Origin of the sequence: Vibrio sp. 10N.247.311.49, assembly GCF_041467655.1 — a bacterium.
Classification (GTDB): Bacteria; Pseudomonadota; Gammaproteobacteria; order Enterobacterales; family Vibrionaceae; genus Vibrio; species Vibrio crassostreae_C.
Window position 1 is genome coordinate 56767 of record NZ_JBFSVA010000022.1, and the last position, 16400, is coordinate 73166.

16 protein-coding genes are annotated in these 16400 nt (G+C 45.4%); 12 read left to right on the forward strand and 4 right to left on the reverse strand.

Annotated elements, in window-relative coordinates:
- Positions 1-11: 11 nt before the first annotated feature.
- From AB6E54_RS18320 to cysD, 3 genes are all read right to left on the reverse strand, one after another.
- Positions 12-1736, reverse strand: a complete 1725-nt coding sequence (locus AB6E54_RS18320; protein WP_017067554.1) for an SLC13 family permease — start codon at positions 1734-1736, stop codon at positions 12-14.
- A 65-nt stretch (positions 1737-1801) separates the two neighbouring features.
- Positions 1802-3232 carry a sulfate adenylyltransferase subunit CysN gene (gene cysN, locus AB6E54_RS18325; protein ID WP_102333022.1) on the reverse strand — a complete coding sequence of 477 codons (1431 nt, stop codon included), beginning with the start codon at positions 3230-3232 and terminating at the stop codon, positions 1802-1804.
- An 18-nt stretch (positions 3233-3250) separates the two neighbouring features.
- Complete coding sequence (cysD, locus tag AB6E54_RS18330) at positions 3251-4195, reverse strand: sulfate adenylyltransferase subunit CysD (RefSeq protein WP_226088532.1); 945 nt, start codon at positions 4193-4195, stop codon at positions 3251-3253.
- A gap of 414 nt (positions 4196-4609) precedes the next feature.
- Here cysD and AB6E54_RS18335 point away from each other — a divergent pair, with 414 nt between their 5' ends.
- The 10 genes from AB6E54_RS18335 (at position 4610) to AB6E54_RS18380 (ending at position 14158) form a co-directional block, all read left to right on the forward strand.
- Positions 4610-6586: a bifunctional 2',3'-cyclic-nucleotide 2'-phosphodiesterase/3'-nucleotidase gene (locus tag AB6E54_RS18335; RefSeq protein WP_121602835.1), complete on the forward strand. Its 1977-nt coding sequence runs from the start codon at positions 4610-4612 to the stop codon at positions 6584-6586.
- Positions 6587-6913: 327 nt separating this feature from the next.
- On the forward strand, positions 6914-7501 hold the full coding sequence (locus tag AB6E54_RS18340; RefSeq protein ID WP_102333020.1) for a DedA family protein: 588 nt from the start codon (positions 6914-6916) through the stop codon (positions 7499-7501).
- On the forward strand, positions 7498-8631 hold the full coding sequence (locus AB6E54_RS18345; RefSeq protein ID WP_102333019.1) for an ATP-grasp domain-containing protein: 1134 nt from the start codon (positions 7498-7500) through the stop codon (positions 8629-8631). Before AB6E54_RS18340 ends, AB6E54_RS18345 begins: the two co-directional genes overlap by 4 nt.
- 19 nt (positions 8632-8650) lie before the next feature.
- Positions 8651-9193 (forward strand): hypothetical protein, encoded by a 543-nt coding sequence (locus AB6E54_RS18350; protein WP_032546798.1) that lies wholly within the window; start codon positions 8651-8653, stop codon positions 9191-9193.
- A 2-nt stretch (positions 9194-9195) separates the two neighbouring features.
- Complete coding sequence (locus AB6E54_RS18355; RefSeq protein ID WP_017058882.1) at positions 9196-9945, forward strand: NRDE family protein; 750 nt, start codon at positions 9196-9198, stop codon at positions 9943-9945.
- 12 nt (positions 9946-9957) lie between these two features.
- Positions 9958-10395, forward strand: coding sequence for a YHS domain-containing (seleno)protein (locus AB6E54_RS18360; protein WP_102333018.1), 438 nt, complete (start codon positions 9958-9960; stop codon positions 10393-10395).
- 12 nt (positions 10396-10407) lie between these two features.
- Entirely contained in the window at positions 10408-12162 is a 1755-nt protein-coding gene (locus AB6E54_RS18365) for a lysophospholipid acyltransferase family protein (protein ID WP_372106818.1), read from the forward strand.
- A gap of 71 nt (positions 12163-12233) precedes the next feature.
- Positions 12234-12800 carry a Crp/Fnr family transcriptional regulator gene (locus AB6E54_RS18370; RefSeq protein ID WP_102333016.1) on the forward strand — a complete coding sequence of 189 codons (567 nt, stop codon included), beginning with the start codon at positions 12234-12236 and terminating at the stop codon, positions 12798-12800.
- Positions 12801-12857: 57 nt separating this feature from the next.
- Positions 12858-13310: a GNAT family N-acetyltransferase gene (locus AB6E54_RS18375; protein WP_017068023.1), complete on the forward strand. Its 453-nt coding sequence runs from the start codon at positions 12858-12860 to the stop codon at positions 13308-13310.
- Positions 13310-14158 carry a DMT family transporter gene (locus AB6E54_RS18380; protein WP_102333015.1) on the forward strand — a complete coding sequence of 283 codons (849 nt, stop codon included), beginning with the start codon at positions 13310-13312 and terminating at the stop codon, positions 14156-14158. The genes AB6E54_RS18375 and AB6E54_RS18380 overlap by 1 nt, the downstream gene beginning before the upstream one ends.
- A gap of 59 nt (positions 14159-14217) precedes the next feature.
- Here AB6E54_RS18380 and AB6E54_RS18385 read toward each other — a convergent pair whose 3' ends face one another.
- Positions 14218-14802, reverse strand: coding sequence for a LysM-like peptidoglycan-binding domain-containing protein (locus AB6E54_RS18385; protein ID WP_017068022.1), 585 nt, complete (start codon positions 14800-14802; stop codon positions 14218-14220).
- Between the two features lie 213 nt (positions 14803-15015).
- Here AB6E54_RS18385 and AB6E54_RS18390 point away from each other — a divergent pair, with 213 nt between their 5' ends.
- Both AB6E54_RS18390 and AB6E54_RS18395 read left to right on the forward strand, forming a co-directional pair.
- Positions 15016-15636, forward strand: coding sequence for an FKBP-type peptidyl-prolyl cis-trans isomerase (locus AB6E54_RS18390; protein WP_017078817.1), 621 nt, complete (start codon positions 15016-15018; stop codon positions 15634-15636).
- A 134-nt stretch (positions 15637-15770) separates the two neighbouring features.
- Positions 15771-16265 carry a DUF2780 domain-containing protein gene (locus AB6E54_RS18395; protein ID WP_017058875.1) on the forward strand — a complete coding sequence of 165 codons (495 nt, stop codon included), beginning with the start codon at positions 15771-15773 and terminating at the stop codon, positions 16263-16265.
- Positions 16266-16400 lie beyond the last annotated feature (135 nt).

The window sequence follows — 16400 nt, forward strand, 5'->3', positions numbered from 1 at the left end:
AATAAACAGCATTAAAATGGGAAAAAATAAGGAATTAGGGTCAGCACCAAGCCCGAATATACAATCGAGATTGGAATGCCGATACGCAGATAATCCGTTAAATGGTAATTACCTACGCTATAAACAAGTAAGTTGGTTTGGTAGCCGTATGGAGAGATAAAACTGGCACTGGCACCAAACAGTACCGCCATGATGAACGGCATAGGGTCAACGCCATAACCTACTGCCATACTGTAGCCAATCGGAAATGAGAGTGCTGCAGCCGCATTATTGGTCACCAGCTCTGTCAAAACCAAAGTCATAAAGTAGGTAGCAACTAACGCACCGAATACGCCCCAGCCATTAAACGCCTCCATAAACATCAGCCCCATCCGCTCAGATAAACCCGATGAAATCATCAGTTGAGCAATAGAAAGTGCAGAGCCCACGATCACCACAATATCGACTGGGAAACGGCGGCGGAGCTCACCCAGTTGCACCACGCCAAATGCCACCAGCAACAGTAGAAAACCAGCTAAGCCTTTGATAATAGGTACTGCATCGATAAGGGCTAAACCAATCACGCTAGCAAAGCCGAGCAACACGAACGTCGATTTGTCGGCATCAAGCTTGGCACTCGAATCTAAGTCATTCATCAACACAAACTCTTTGTTGTGTTGTTGGCGCTGTTCTTCAAAGCGTTTACCTGGAACCAAAATCAAGGTATCACCAGCGGTCAATGTGATATTCCCTAGCCCACCTTCTAGGCGTTCATGGCCACGACGAATAGCAACCACAACCGCATCGAAACGGTCTCTAAACTGGCTAGTTTTCAGGGTTTTGTTACAAAAACTTGCTGATGAACTCACCACCACTTCAACAAAGCTCTGGCCATTCAAATGATGCTGACCAAACAGAGTCAGTCCTTGAATTTCTTGCAGTGTCGCCACGCTCTCAACATCACCACAAAACAGCAATCGGTCACGAGCTTGAAGAATAAAATCAGGGTCAATCGACGCGGTGGTTTTACCGTCTCGAATCACTTCGGCTAAGAACAGTTTTCTAAGAGCTCTAAGATTATTTTCACTGACGCTACGGCCAACTAATGGAGAACCTGGCTCAACTCGCGCCTCGAGAAAGTAAGGCAGATCATCTTGAGAACCATCATCGTAGCTGGGTAGAAAATAGCTAAGAGGAATAAGGATCAATACCCCACCGACCAAAACCGCTAAACCGATCAAGGTAGGTGTGAAAAAGTTTAAGCTCGGTAAACCTGCATCTTCAACAAAACTATTGATGATCAAATTGGTAGAGGTGCCGATCAATGTCAGGGTGCCACCTAAGATGGCAGCGTATGACAAAGGGATAAGTAACTTAGACGGCGCGTGCTGTTGATTACGTTTGATCGCCCCGATCAAAGAAACAACCACCGCGGTGTTATTAGTAAAAGAAGAAAGTAACGCTGTAGAAATACCCAACTTCGCAACCACGGTACCTAGCCTACCTTCAGAGATATTGCGGCTAACCCAGCTGATTAAGCGAGTTTTCTCCAACGCACTTGATGCGAGGATCAGAAGAATTAAAGTCAGTAACGAGGAGTTAGTGAAGTTATTAGCCAAGCTCGACAAGTCGATCATGCCAGCCATAAAAGCAATAAACGCCGCGCCAGCAAAGATAAAGCTTGGCTTAATACGGGTAACGAGCAGGCAAGTAATGATGCCGAGCAAAATCGCTAATACAAATCCTTGTTGCCACATATACTCGTCCTTTATGGCGGAAACGATCGGTTTCCGCCTGATTCAATAAGCTGTTACTTGGTCGTTTATGACTTCAGTAGTTGGCTTAGATCTTTGGCATCCCAATGAGGGAAATGTTTGCGAACCAATGCGTTGAACTCAAGTTCAAATGCAGAGAAGTTACCGACTTGCTGTTCAACAGAGTCCAAACGGTCTCGAATCAAACCCGCACCAACCGTCACGTTGGTTAGACGGTCGATAACGATGAAGCCACCGGTATCCGCACTCTCACGGTATTTATCCAATGCAACAGTCTCGTTCAAAGACCATTCACACAAGCCAATACCATTCAGTGGTAACTCATCGACAGCGTGGGTCGACAGGTTGTTGATGTCATATTGGTGGCGAACTATTTCAACCTGACCGACGGTTTTCTTGCCTGCGATCTTGATGTCGTAAGCTTTGCCCGGTTGCAATGGTTGCTCTGTCATCCACACGATGTCAGCCAATACGTGGTTAGTGGATTCAATCTGCGCGTTTTCTAGCACAATCAAATCACCACGACTGATATCAATCTCATCTTCAAGGGTCAGTGTTACTGCCAAGCCCGCTTGCGCAGACTCCAAATCACCATCAAAAGTTACAATGCGTGCAACCTTAGAGGTTTTACCCGACGGCAGCGCCTTGATTTCATCACCGACACTGACACGGCCAGAGGCAACGGTGCCAGCAAAACCGCGGAAGTCTAAGTTAGGACGATTGACGTACTGAACTGGGAATCGGAATTCACCTGCCGAACGCTTTTGGTCAATGTCGACGTTCTCTAACACTTCTAGCAGAGATGGGCCTTCGAACCATGCAAGCTCTTTACTTGGTGCAGCAACGTTGATGCCTTCAAGCGCCGATACTGGCAAGATCTGAATATTGGTTTCGCCTTCTAGGTTTTCTGCAAACTCTAGGTATTCATCGCGAATTTCTTCAAAACGATCTTGCGCGTAATCCACGAGATCCATCTTGTTTACAGCAACGATGAAATGCTTCAAACCAAGCAGGTTAGAGATAAACGAGTGACGACGTGTTTGATCCAGAACGCCCTTACGAGCATCAATCAAGATCACCGCCAGATCACACGTTGAAGCGCCTGTTGCCATGTTGCGCGTATACTGCTCATGCCCAGGAGTATCAGCAATAATGAACTTACGTTTTTGAGTCGAGAAGTAGCGGTAAGCCACATCGATCGTGATCCCTTGCTCACGCTCAGCCTGCAGACCATCAACAAGCAGTGCCAAATCAGGTTTCTCACCTGTCGTTCCCACTCGTTGGCTATCCGAGTGAACCGCCGCTAGCTGATCTTCATAAATCTGTTTTGTATCATGGAGTAAGCGACCGATTAGCGTACTTTTACCGTCATCTACCGAGCCACAAGTTAAAAATCTAAGCATAGATTTATGCTGATGCTGACTTAGATAACCTTCAATCCCTAGTTCAGCCAATTCGGCTTCTACTGCACTATTCATTTTTCTTTCCTTAGATTCTTAGAAATAACCTTGGCGCTTTTTCAGCTCCATAGAGCCCGACTGATCATGGTCAATCGCTCGACCTTGACGCTCACTAGACGTCGCCACCAGCATCTCTTCAATAATGCCCGTTAGCGTATTCGCCTCAGATTCAACCGCTCCGGTTAATGGGTAACAGCCTAAAGTACGAAAACGAACGCTTTTCTCTTCAATCACTTCACCTTCTTGCAGCTCCATACGGTCATCATCAACCATGATCAGCATGCCATCACGCTCAACTACAGGGCGTTTGTCTGAAAGGTAAAGTGGAACAATATCGATGCTCTCTAGATAGATGTATTGCCAGATATCGAGCTCAGTCCAATTAGATAGCGGGAAGACACGAATGCTTTCGCCCTTATTAACCTGACCGTTGTAGGTGTGCCAAAGCTCTGGACGCTGGTTTTTTGGATCCCACGTATGGTTCTTATCACGGAAAGAATAAACACGTTCTTTCGCACGAGATTTTTCTTCATCACGACGCGCACCACCAAAAGCCGCATCGAACCCATACTTGTTTAACGCCTGCTTAAGGCCCTGTGTTTTCATGATGTCAGTGTGCTTCGAAGAACCATGTACAAATGGGCTACAACCCATCTCAATACCTTCTGGGTTCTTATGTACTAAAAGGTCGAAGCCGTACTTTTTAGCCGTACGATCACGAAACTCAATCATCTCGCGGAATTTCCAATCCGTATCTACATGCAATAGCGGGAATGGAATCTTGCCTGGATAAAACGCTTTGCGAGCTAAATGAAGCATCACAGAAGAATCTTTTCCGATGGAGTACATCATCACTGGGTTATCAAACTCAGCCGCTACTTCACGGATAATATGAATACTTTCCGCTTCGAGCTGTTTTAGGTGGGTTAAACGTTCTTGGTCCATTTCAGTGCTTCCTTTAAGGCTCGCGTTACGAGCAATTCATTACTTGGTCTTGCCAAGCAAGGGATTTAACTCATCCACTTGAGTGAATGGGAGTATTGGCACTAGAAGAAAACAGAAGCTTCGTTTTGAGCTATCCTTGCTATTCATCTGCCTGATACGTCCTTGATATAGGCATTATGACGAGCCTCTCATATTACTGGAAATTCTAAAATTTCATTTTTTATTCGAAAAGCTGATAAGGGATTGGATTTATCGATAAGCAGGTGAAATGAATGGACTAATATTATCGATATCAGTTGCGCATCGATTGAGCAGCTTTGGGAGGCGTCTTGCAGAACACCATAAAGTAATCGATCTAAGTCACGAATTAACATTCGTTGTAATCATTGTTTCATTCGGTTTTGTTACATTACGCAACGAATTTTCTACTATCCACTTTGGAGCTACAAAATGAAAGTTGCAATGAAACCTTTGTCATTGGCTGTACTTGCGGGTCTTGGTTTGACTTTAGCAGGCTGCACAACAACACCAGATACCGATGAAGTGATTAAATTACGTGTCGTAGAAACGACGGATATCCATACCAACCTAATGGATTACGACTACTACAAAGACAAGCCATCGAAAAAAATCGGCTTAGCACGTACTGCAACTTTAGTAAAAGAAGCTCAAAGCGAAGTAACCAACAGCGTTTTAGTTGATAACGGTGACTTACTGCAAGGTAGCCCAATGGGTGACTACATGGCAGACAAAGGCATCGAAGCAGGCGAAGTTCACCCTGCATATAAAGCAATGAACCAACTAAGCTACGACGCTGCAAACCTAGGTAACCACGAATTCAACTACGGTCTTGAGTTCCTAGAAGAATCTATCAACGACGCTGATTTCCCATACATCAGTGCTAACGTTTACGACGCAGAAACCAAAAAACACTACTTCACGCCTTACATCATCAAGACACACACGTTCGAAGATACTGCTGGCGTAGAGCACGAAGTAAAAGTGGGTTACATCGGTTTTGTTCCACCACAAATCATGACGTGGGATAAGAAGAACCTTGAAGGTAAAGTGATCGCTCGCGATATCATTGAGACGGCTAACGAGCTAGTGCCTCAAATGAAAGCGGAAGGCGCTGAAGTTATCGTTGCTATCCCTCACTCAGGCGTATCAACTGACCCATACAAAAATGGCGAAGAAAACTCAACGTTCTACCTATCTGAAGTAGACGGCATCGATGCGATCGCATTCGGCCACTCTCACGCAGTTTTCCCAGGTAAAGGTTTTGATGACATTCAAGGCATCGACAACGAAACGGGCACAATGAACGGCGTTGCAGCAGTAATGCCTGGTCGTTGGGGTAGCCACGTTGGTGTTATGGATCTAACACTTGCACAAAAAGACGGTAAGTGGGAAGTGATTAAAGGCCAATCAGAAGCGCGCCCTATCTACGACAAAATCGAGAAGAAATCGCTTGCTGCAGCTGATGAAGGCATCGTAACAGCACTAGAAAAAGACCACGCTGGTACTCGTGAGTTTGTTAACCAACCGATTGGTAAAGCAGACGATGTGATGTACAGCTTCTTGTCTCTAGTACAAGACGATCCAACAGTTCAAATCGTTAACCTTGCACAGAAAGATTACGTTGAACAGTTCATCCAAGGTGACCCTGACCTAGATGGTACGCCAGTACTTTCCGCGGCTGCACCATTCAAAGCTGGTGGCCGTAAGAATGACCCAGCGAACTTCACTGAGGTTGAATCTGGTCAACTGACATTCCGTAACGCAGCTGACTTGTACCTTTACCCGAACACGCTAGTTGCGATGAAGGTAACAGGTCACGAAGTAAAAGAGTGGCTTGAGTGTTCTGCAGGTCAGTTCAACCAAGTGGATGTTAACTCAACAGCACCACAACAGTTGATTGAGTGGGATAACTTCCGTACTTACAACTTCGATGTTATCGACGGTGTTGATTACCAAATCGACGTAACTCAACCTGCTAAATACGATGCAAACTGTAAAGTGGTTAACCCTGACTCACAGCGTATTGTTGGCCTAACTTACCAAGGTAAGCCAATCGACATGAAGCAAGACTTCCTGATCGCAACCAACAACTACCGTGCATACAGCGCTAAGTTCCCAGGCACAGGTGAAGACTTCATCGCATTTGATGCACCAGATGAGAACCGTACTGTTCTTGCAAACTACATCTCTCGCGTAAGCAAAGAGCAAGGTCAAGTGAGCCCAAGCGCGGATAACAATTGGTCATTTGCACCAATCAAAACGGATAACAAGCTAGATATCCGCTTTGAAACATCTCCAAGCGACAAAGCAGCAGAGTTCATCAAAGAGAAGGGTCAATACCCGATGAAACGTGTTGCGACTGACGATGTTGGTTTTGCTGTTTACCAGATTGACCTAACTAAATAGATTGCTTAAGTAATCCATAGTTAACGTTCTGAAAGGCTGAGTTTTACGACTCAGCCTTTTTCTTTTCTTCTAAATGTTCAGCCCAAAGCCCTAATTTTCGAACGACAAACTCTCGTTCAACCCGCTTCCAAATGCCACGCCTTTAGCTTCAAAACAGCAGTCAAACAGCAGTCAAACAGCACGACTCAAACCACCAATTGAATGAATCCAACACAAAAAAACACTAATCAGCTGTAAGTTTTTATCTGCTCCTCCTGTCTATTTAATTTACTACACTCAATGAATGGTGGTTAAGCCATTCATTTATAGGATAGATAAGGACATTTGATGAGCACCGTCGAGAGCATTCAAGCATGGTTACATTCAGGGGAGGAGTCGCTGCTATGGCTGATGCTTGGCATCATCGCACTTTCTTACCTGCTTGAAGATCTTGCGATTGTTACGGCGGCAGGTATCGCGACTCAAGGTCTAATACTTCCTCAATATGCGCTGCTTGCTATTTTCATCGGTATTGCCACGGGTGATCTCGGTCTTTATTACTTAGGGAAGTCAGGACGTTATTTCCGAGGTGTTCGATATAAAGCCCTCACGAATAAGTACTTTCGTTCGCTTCGTACCAAATTACGTCAGAACGCATTCAGCAGCCTTTTTGTTATCCGATTTATTCCAGGGCTTCGCACCGTCGGCTTTACCTTAAGTGGCTTTTTCGCCATCCCACTGCCTACTTTCTTGTTTGCCGTGATTAGTGCCACTGCGCTCTGGACTGGCATTGTCTTCTCTGCCATCTACTATTTAGGGACATCAGCGTGGCTGCAAGCCTCTGAATATCAATGGATCGTTATCCCGTGTGCCATCGCTTTGCTGTTTATCGGCAATCGATTAATGAATAGAACCTACTCTAGAGGATTATCATGAGTTCACCGCAAGATATTCGCATCATTCCCGCACATCAAATCAATGCAGGCATGCCTTTGCTTGAAAAAGATACCGTGCGCAGCGTCTCTCCTTATGAGTTTCTTCCAACTTGGTTCTTCTACACGCCAGTGGTGATTCAAAGCCTGATGCAAGGGTTACGGCACTTTGACTGGGCGCTGCCGCTCATCGCCAATCCAAGCATTAAGTTAAGCGGCATGGTAGGCGAATCAAAACATGAGATATTGAGCCTTGCCGGATCTTCAAGTCAGCGTTGGATCTCTCCGTTTATAACCCTAACCAAAACGGATCTCGGCAGTAAAAAACAAGCCGAAGACGCACGCAGCGCACTCATACAAACGGATCTTGATTTCCCTATCGTGGCAAAGCCGGATCTTGGCTGTCGAGGTGTTGGCGTTAAGCTGATCAACAACCAAGATCAACTTGAGCAATATGTTGAATCTTTCCCAAATAATGCTCGCTTTCTATTGCAGAAAAAGGCGCCTTATCAAGCCGAAGCGGGTGTTTTCTATGTTCGTTACCCAAACAAAAAGCAAGGCGAGATCATCTCGATCACACTCAAATATGCGCCAATGGTGGTGGGTGATGGCAGCTCGACCCTCAAGCAGTTAATTGAAAATAGCCCGCGTGCAGGGCAGCTCAGCCACCTGTATCTGCCGAGACATGAAGATAAACTGGATCAAGTACTCGCAGAGGGCGAAGAGTTCCAACTCGCGTTCGCAGGTAGCCATAGCCGTGGCTGTATCTTCCGAGACGGCAACCAATACATCACTCAAGCTTTAACCGAACGCTTAGACGAGATATTTGACGACTTCGATGGCTTCCACTTTGGTCGACTCGACGTCAAATTCAAGGACATGCACAGCCTAATGAACGGTGAGGATTTCACTATCCTTGAGGTCAATGGCGCCAGCAGTGAGGCTGGGCATATCTGGGATCGCAACACGCCATTGCGAGAGATATTTTCTACGCTACTTCTGCAATACCGCATTCTTTTTGATATTGGCGCTCAGCAAAAACAACGAGGCTATAAGACTCCTTCTTTCAAGAGCTTATTCGCTGCGTGGCAAGAAGAGCGACGTCTTGTTCAACAATATCCGACCACTGACTAACTTTGTACGAGGACCATGAATGAACCCCATAGCCCAACCGAGCGCCCTCACTTCTTTCTCTCCTAGTATCAAAGGAGCGGTAGAGATATTGAATCAGGGTCTAGAGTTTTTGTTAGCGATATCTGACAGCGACTATCTGACACGAGCAAAGCCGCACGTCACAAGCTCTATTGGTGAGCATACTCGTCACACGCTCGATCTTTTTCACGCCTTAATCTTAAAAGAGAATGCGACCGTTGATTACAACACTCGTCGTCGTGGTCATCCTGTCGAATACGACCGCTCTATTGCAGTCAAAGAGATCCACTATGTGATCAACTGGCTTGAACGATTAGACCGTCGAGATCTCGAAGCGCCTATCATGATCCAAACCGAGGTTTCGATGGATGCTCAAGTGTTCGCAAGCCTGCCTTCAACGCTCGAAAGAGAGGTCACCTTTGCCGCACTGCATGCCAATCATCATTACGCGATGATCAAGGTGATCACCACCTTCCTAGACGTCGAGACCTGCAACACCTTTGGTTATGCCCCAACCACCAACAGCTATCTGAGGGAGCAATAATCATGTGTTCAGTATCTTGGCTGCTTGAAGAGAATGGTTATCAGGTCTTTTTTAATCGTGATGAACAAAAGACGCGAGCACTGGCAATGCCACCCAGACAATATCGAGTCAACGGTGTCGATATCATTATGCCACTCGACCCAACTGGCGGCGGTAGCTGGATAAGTATTAATGAGTTCGGGCTTTCGCTATGCCTACTCAATAACTATCAAGGCACAGTGCCCGTTGGTCCTTTAGTAAGCCGCGGTTTGCTACTTAAAAACCTATCATCGAGTCGTAATATCAGTCAGCTATCTGAAGCGTTTCACAAGCTAGACCTACACTCTTTTGCCCCATTTACCTTGCTAGCTTTCGCGCCCAATCTAACCCAACACAATGGTCTGGTTATCGCCTACATGTGGGATGGTATTCAACAGAAAATAGTCGACACTGATTCTCCACTCTTCTCATCCGGTGTTGATTTAGAGCGAGTGCAAGCCTACCGACAAGCAAAATATGATCAGCTCATGGCGGCAGGTAAGAATCAACAGAACTTACTGATGTTCCACTCTCACCATCACAATGAGCAACCTCATTTAGCGACCTGTATGCATCGCGAAGACGCACATACCGTGAGCTTTACACACTTACGTAACCTGCATGGTCAAGCCTCTATGTTTTATGCACCCGGCTCACCATGCGAACCCATTAAACCATGTCAGATAAATCAGCAGCGCTTTACCTTTGATTTATCACCCGCAATCAATCTATAGATGGAGTCCATCATGAGAAAACTATTCACCATGGTTCTGCTACTTGTTAGCCCGTACGTATTTGCCGCCGATGAAATCTATACCGGCTTCTTTAGCAGTAAGGCACTCGATGGCTACGATACCGTGGCTTATTTCACTTCCGGTAAGCCCATTGAAGGCAGTAAAAAATTCAGCACTGAGTACAAAGGGGCGGATTGGTATTTCTCTTCTGAAAAGAATCTGACTTTATTTGTTAATAATCCTGAAAAATATGCCCCTCAATATGGTGGCTATTGCGCTTGGGCAGTATCAGCGAAGAGCGACTTTGCACCGAGTGACCCACATCAATGGACGATTGTTGATAACAAGCTTTACCTCAACTACGACCAAGAGATTAAGCAGCGCTGGGAACAAGACCAAGCACAGCATATTCAACAAGCCGATAAAGTTTGGCCGCAACTGATTAAGTAAGGTAATTTCATTATGATTGATAGTCCTTTTCGTTTACCACGTTACACGCCTTTTGGTTTAGGTGAGTCTGTTGTCGAGTGGGCAACTGGGCTATCTAAGCTAGACCGACTCTACCAAGATCGTAAAAACGAGTTATCTAGCTTCGAATTCATGAATTACACTCTGTCGGCGCTCAATATCGACTACTCGGTTGCATCGGGAAGCACGGAAAACATCCCGGAAGAAGGGCCTGTCGTGATTGTGGCGAACCACCCGCTTGGCGCCATCGAAGGCGTGATCCTTGCCGATCTCGTAGGATCAGTAAGAAAGGATGTGAAGGTGCTGGCCAATGAGTTACTTAAGCGCCTGCCTGAACTGGATGATCTTTTCATCGGTGTCGATGTCTTTAACAGTAAAGAATCGAAACGCACCAATGCCAAAGCGATTCGAGATGCCAATCGTCATTTGGCTGATGGTGGACTATTGATTGTATTCCCAGCAGGTGAAGTATCAAGCTACCGTAAAGGGGCAAAAACACTGACAGACATCGAGTGGAGCAAGTCGGTAGCGAAATTCGTCAAACGTCACCAAGCCACCACGGTACCTATCTTTATCAATGGCAAGAACAGTGAGCTTTTCTATCAAGCGGGTCGTGTTCATCCACTGTTGAGAACCGCTCTACTCGGGCGTGAACTTCTTAATAAACAAGCGACAACTATCTCTATCTCGATTGGCTCATCGATTCCGTATTCAGAGATAAAATCGTTTGAAAAAGAGATGGATATCGTCAACTACCTACGACTTAATACCTATCTAATGAGTCAACAAGATAGTCCGAACACGCCAATCCACGCGCCCTCTTTCGATACCCAAGTGATAGCGCCTATTCCACCAGAAGTCTTATCAATAGAGATAGACTCACTCCCTGAAGAGATGAAACTGCTCGAGCAAGGGAACTTTGAGGTCTACTGCACACCAAGCCAATCTATTCCTAACTTAATGCGCGAGATTGGTCGAGTAAGAGAAGAAAGCTTTAGAGAAGTCGGAGAAGGCAGTGGGCTGGCCTGTGATTTAGATGAGTATGACCTTTACTACCATCAACTGTTTGTGTGGAATAAAACCAAGGCAGAACTGGTCGGGGCGTATCGACTCGGTATGGTCGACAAACTCATCGCAGAGCACGGGCTTGATCAGCTTTACTCTCGTAGCCTGTTTAACTACAACCAAGAATTCATTGATACGTTAGAAAACAGCATTGAACTAGGGCGATCGGTAGTAAGTAAACCTTACCAAAAGAGCCTGAACTCACTGTTACTATTGTGGAAAGGCATTGCGACCTTTGTGTCTCGTCACCCTCAATATACCCATCTGTTCGGCCCAGTCAGTATCAGCAATGATTACAGCCACAATGCGCGTCTGTTGATCGCGACCACGTTATCAATCCACCATTATGATGAGGAAAAGGCGAATTTGGTTTCACCTTCGTCACCACTCAATACCAGCAGTCATGTGTTCTGGCAAAATCACCTGCTCTCTTCACTGGCGAGTGTGCCTCTGCTCTCTAAAGTGTTAGCACGCATGGAGCAAGGTAAAGGCCTGCCGGTAGTGCTGCGCCAATATCTAGGGATGAACGGTAAACTGGTGTGTTTTAATGTCGACCCATCGTTTAATGATGCCTTGGATGGCTTGATTGTGGTGAACCTTAAAAAGGTACCACTGAAGACTCTGGGTAAATACATGGGCAGAGAACTTGCTCAAGATTACCTAGAGCAACACGCACGCCTCTGATTTATCCTGCTCTGTACCTCTCTCCAAATAAGTGCGATGATTTCGGCACTTATTTGGGATAGGTTATTTTCATGCACACCTCTTTTATCGAACTACTGCAAAGCTTCGACTTCTCTGAAAGCCAGATTGAATCTCTACTCGCTGTCGCCAAGCCACTTGAGCTGCCAACCAGACACATCTTGATCAATCAAGGTGAGATGGCGAGTTCAATCTACTTTGTACTTGAAGGCTTGTGCCATGCCTGCTACCTCACTGATGATGGTAAGCAATACAGCAAAGAGTTCTATTGGGAACAAGATTGGATCATCGGCTTTGAGAGTCTGATAAAGAACCAAGCCTCTCCTTACCTATTAGAAACGCTGACACCCATCACCATGTTAGAGCTGCCAATGAATGCGGTTATCGAGTGGCGTGCATCAAATAATCCTTTGTATTTAAAGCTGTTAGAAACACAACTGATGCATAAGGAAAACAAAGAACGCTTCATGCTGCTCTATACACCAGAGCAACGTTATCAGCTGTTCTGCGAGCACTATCCCGACCTTGAGCAGCGCTTAAATGACAATCAAATTGCCGCTTATCTAGGAATCACCGCAATCAGCCTGAGCAGAATTAAAGGTCGAATTAACAATAGTTAATGCCAACAATCATCACGCATAGTACATTCAGGGCATCGATAATCTCTGGATGTAAACATGATCACTTGGCACTCAATTCCTTTTTCTGAACTCTCAACACAACAGCTTTATCAACTACTTAAATTAAGAGTCGATGTATTTGTGGTTGAGCAAACTTGTCCTTATCCAGAGCTCGACGGTAAAGATACACTCGCAGGTGTTGAGCACCTGCTTGGTTATTCTGATGATGAGTTGGTTGCGTGTGCACGTTTATTACCACCAGGTACCTCTTACGACAACACCAGCATCGGCCGAGTCGCAACCAAGCAATCAGCAAGAGGTGATGGCTTGGGGCATCAATTAATAAAAGAAGCATTAACACGCTGCGAGGCTCTTTGGCCAAATACGGCCATTGATATTGGCGCGCAGCAACACCTAGAAAACTTCTATGCGAGCCACGGCTTCAACACCATCTCGGATATGTACCTCGAAGATGACATTCCTCATATAGACATGAGATTAGAAAAATAATGACGAATATCACTGCCGGTATTCTATTGTTGGTTGCAGGTAACTTGTTTGCCTCGCTTTCCGACGTAGCGGTAAAGCTGTTAAATGGCGAAGTACCGCCCTTACAGTATATTTTTTTCCGACAGTTGATATCTCTGCTCATCATCACCCCTTTGTGGCTACAGCAGAAAAAAGAACAACGGTGCTTACAGCAGGCTAAGGTAACCTTCATTCGAGGTCAGTTAATTCTGATCGGCAGTGGGTGCATGGTGGTCGCGATCACTCACTTGTCTTTGGCAACCGCCAACGCAGTATTTTATGTCGCGCCTTTACTGATGTTGCCGCTCTCAATGTTGCTATTGAAAGAGCAACCGGCACTCGGCAAGGTGATCGGCACAACCATAGGTTTTATTGGTGCATTGATTGTCTTGAGGCCATCACAATTTCATTGGGCGGCACTGTTTGCTTTGGGGACAGCACTCACCCTAGCACTATTTAATGTACTCGTAAGAAAGCTTCCTAGTGAGCAAACGGTGGTCACTACGCTGTGGTGGACAACCTTATTCTCTATTCCAGCCTCATTAGTACTGTGCTTCTTATACTGGCAGCCGGTGTCTGTGGAGCATTTGGGATACATAGCCCTGAGTGCGACGCTAATCTTAAGTTACAACGGCCTTGCGGTTGCTGCCTATCAAAAAGCACACTCTAGCCAAATTGCCTTGGCTGAGTATTCAGGATTGGTGTTTGTCGCGCTAATAGGTGCAATATGGTTCGATGAGATTCCGGATACATTAACCTTTATCGGAATCATGCTTATCATCTTGCCACTCGCCCCTTTCAAGCGACCAAAAAAAAGAGCTAATGCTTAGCTCTTTTCTATCGTTTATCTGTGTCTGGTGAAGCGCTTTAACTCAGGCTCACTATTCATCTACTTACTGCGACCAAAGCCACCATCGGATAAGCGGAAGAACATCACCGAAGTGTCGCCTTTCTCTAGCTGAAGAATGTCCAACTGCCCAGTTTCAGCAAGTTTGAAACGAACCAGCTGGCCTTTACGAATCTGACTGAGCGGCTTATCTGCACCTTCAATTCGCACTAACGCATTCAAGTCAGACAATGGCAAATCGTTGTTTCGAAAAACCTGCGCTAACGTATCCCCTTGCTTAACAAGGTACTCCTGCCAATTTTTGTTACTCGGTTCTAATGAGCTGTTCTTGGCATTTTGCTGTTCGCTTAAGCCGACGGTGTTTATTTCAAGCTCAACGCGCGATGTTGTTGGAGCTGTGTCTACTTTAGGTTCTGGTAGCGGCACAAAAAGTAATATCAGTACGATCGGAGAAATCACCATCAACAGTCTTTGGTGTAACTTCGGCAATGAACCCCAAGTTTGCGCTGTCGAGGTTTTCATTTTCTTCACATCGATCGAACTCAATTTCTCTTTGACCTGATTCAGTCGATCCTTGAATTCTGCTAAGTGGTCAACTTTCTGTTTTTTCTTTTGACGACGATTCATACCACTGCGTCCTATACATTGAATAACTACAGTATAAAAACCAAAGTACCAACAGTATAGATCTTTCCGTCACAACAAGGCCCAAAGCGAGAAAATTGACATGGCTGTGATTTGGGCACGGTAAAGCGCAAGTGATCAGGGACTAGCCGTTTCTTCACGCTGCTAATACTGGTATTCTTACCCTTTTCGTACTGACAAAAAGAGTGACTTTTCATGTCTGAAGTAAAATTTGAAACTGTAGAGCAAAAAGCTAGCTACGGTATCGGTCTACAAATGGGCCAACAACTTGCTGGTTCTGGTCTTGAAGGCCTAAACGTTGACGCAATCGCTGCTGGTATCGCAACAGCTCTAGTTGGTGACATGCCAGCTATCGAAGTTGACGAAATCAACAACGCACTACAAGAGCTACACACTCGTGGTGAAGCTGCACGTCAAGAACTAGCTAAAGCAGCAGCAGCTGACGGCGAAGCTTTCCTAACTGACAACGCTCTTCGTTCAGAAGTAACAGTTCTTGAGTCTGGTCTTCAGTACGAAGTACTAACTGAAGGTACTGGCGAAATCCCTACTGCAGACAAGCAAGTACGTGTTCACTACCACGGCGAACTAACTGACGGTACTGTTTTCGACAGCTCTGTATCTCGCGGTCAACCTGCTGAATTCCCAGTAACTGGCGTAATTCAAGGTTGGGTACAAGCTCTACAAATGATGCCTGTTGGCTCTAAGTGGAAGCTATACATCCCTCAAGATCTAGCATACGGTGAGCGTGGCGCAGGTGCTGCAATCCCACCATTTGCTGCTCTAGTATTTGAAGTAGAACTTCTAGCTATTCTTTAATTTTTATAAAAACCTTTAGTAAAACAAAATACTATTGGCAAATAAAATTGAAATAATCCAACGGCGATGTGACTACATCGCCGTTTTTCGTTTATAGTGAAAGAGTAAATTACTTTATTACTTAAGGACGAATAATGAAGAAAGTACTCATCACAGTTTTAAGCAGCCTTGCTGTTGTCTCTTGCGCTAGCACTAGCGACTCTGAACAAACCAGTTCATCATCAGATACCAACTATTCCCAACTATCACAAACTGCACTAATGGCAGCAGTGAATATGTGGTCTCAGCAGAACGAAACAACACCACTTGTGGATACGGTAGCTGACCAAGCTTCTGTTACCAGCGACCAAGCAGTTGGCGGTATTGGTTCAATGTTGGCCCTTGCACAAAACTCTCTTGGCACAGCCGACAACAAAGAACTCGCGACACTTATTCCGGGTATGTCGAGCCTTGAGTCTACTGGTCTATCATCGCTACTAAGCTCACAAGGTGCCGTTGAAAGTGCGTTTTCTGGATTAGGTATGGATCCATCAATGGTTACAACATTTGCACCCATCATTCTTCAAGCACTGCAGTCACAAGGTGCAACGAGCGGCCTGATGGATTCACTTTCAGCTATATGGCAATAATCGTTAGTTATTAATAGCTAGCTTAAAATCTAATAAGGGCACTTCGGTGCTCTTTTTTGTGCGTGGAAGAAAAGATATTTGAGATACGAGATACGAGATACGAGATACGAGATACGAGATACGAGATACGAGATA

Excerpts from the sequence above, each read along its gene's own strand:
- AB6E54_RS18320 (WP_017067554.1), bottom strand. The coding sequence starts at position 1,736 with ATGTGGCAACAAGGATTTGTATTAGCGATTTTGCTCGGCATCATTACT.
- cysN (WP_102333022.1), bottom strand. The coding sequence starts at position 3,232 with ATGAATAGTGCAGTAGAAGCCGAATTGGCTGAACTAGGGATTGAAGGT.
- AB6E54_RS18335 (WP_121602835.1), top strand. The coding sequence starts at position 4,610 with ATGAAAGTTGCAATGAAACCTTTGTCATTGGCTGTACTTGCGGGTCTT.
- AB6E54_RS18340 (WP_102333020.1), top strand. The coding sequence starts at position 6,914 with ATGAGCACCGTCGAGAGCATTCAAGCATGGTTACATTCAGGGGAGGAG.
- AB6E54_RS18345 (WP_102333019.1), top strand. The coding sequence starts at position 7,498 with ATGAGTTCACCGCAAGATATTCGCATCATTCCCGCACATCAAATCAAT.
- AB6E54_RS18350 (WP_032546798.1), top strand. The coding sequence starts at position 8,651 with ATGAACCCCATAGCCCAACCGAGCGCCCTCACTTCTTTCTCTCCTAGT.
- AB6E54_RS18355 (WP_017058882.1), top strand. The coding sequence starts at position 9,196 with ATGTGTTCAGTATCTTGGCTGCTTGAAGAGAATGGTTATCAGGTCTTT.
- AB6E54_RS18360 (WP_102333018.1), top strand. The coding sequence starts at position 9,958 with ATGAGAAAACTATTCACCATGGTTCTGCTACTTGTTAGCCCGTACGTA.
- AB6E54_RS18365 (WP_372106818.1), top strand. The coding sequence starts at position 10,408 with ATGATTGATAGTCCTTTTCGTTTACCACGTTACACGCCTTTTGGTTTA.
- AB6E54_RS18370 (WP_102333016.1), top strand. The coding sequence starts at position 12,234 with ATGCACACCTCTTTTATCGAACTACTGCAAAGCTTCGACTTCTCTGAA.
- AB6E54_RS18375 (WP_017068023.1), top strand. The coding sequence starts at position 12,858 with ATGATCACTTGGCACTCAATTCCTTTTTCTGAACTCTCAACACAACAG.
- AB6E54_RS18380 (WP_102333015.1), top strand. The coding sequence starts at position 13,310 with ATGACGAATATCACTGCCGGTATTCTATTGTTGGTTGCAGGTAACTTG.
- AB6E54_RS18385 (WP_017068022.1), bottom strand. The coding sequence starts at position 14,802 with ATGAATCGTCGTCAAAAGAAAAAACAGAAAGTTGACCACTTAGCAGAA.
- AB6E54_RS18390 (WP_017078817.1), top strand. The coding sequence starts at position 15,016 with ATGTCTGAAGTAAAATTTGAAACTGTAGAGCAAAAAGCTAGCTACGGT.
- AB6E54_RS18395 (WP_017058875.1), top strand. The coding sequence starts at position 15,771 with ATGAAGAAAGTACTCATCACAGTTTTAAGCAGCCTTGCTGTTGTCTCT.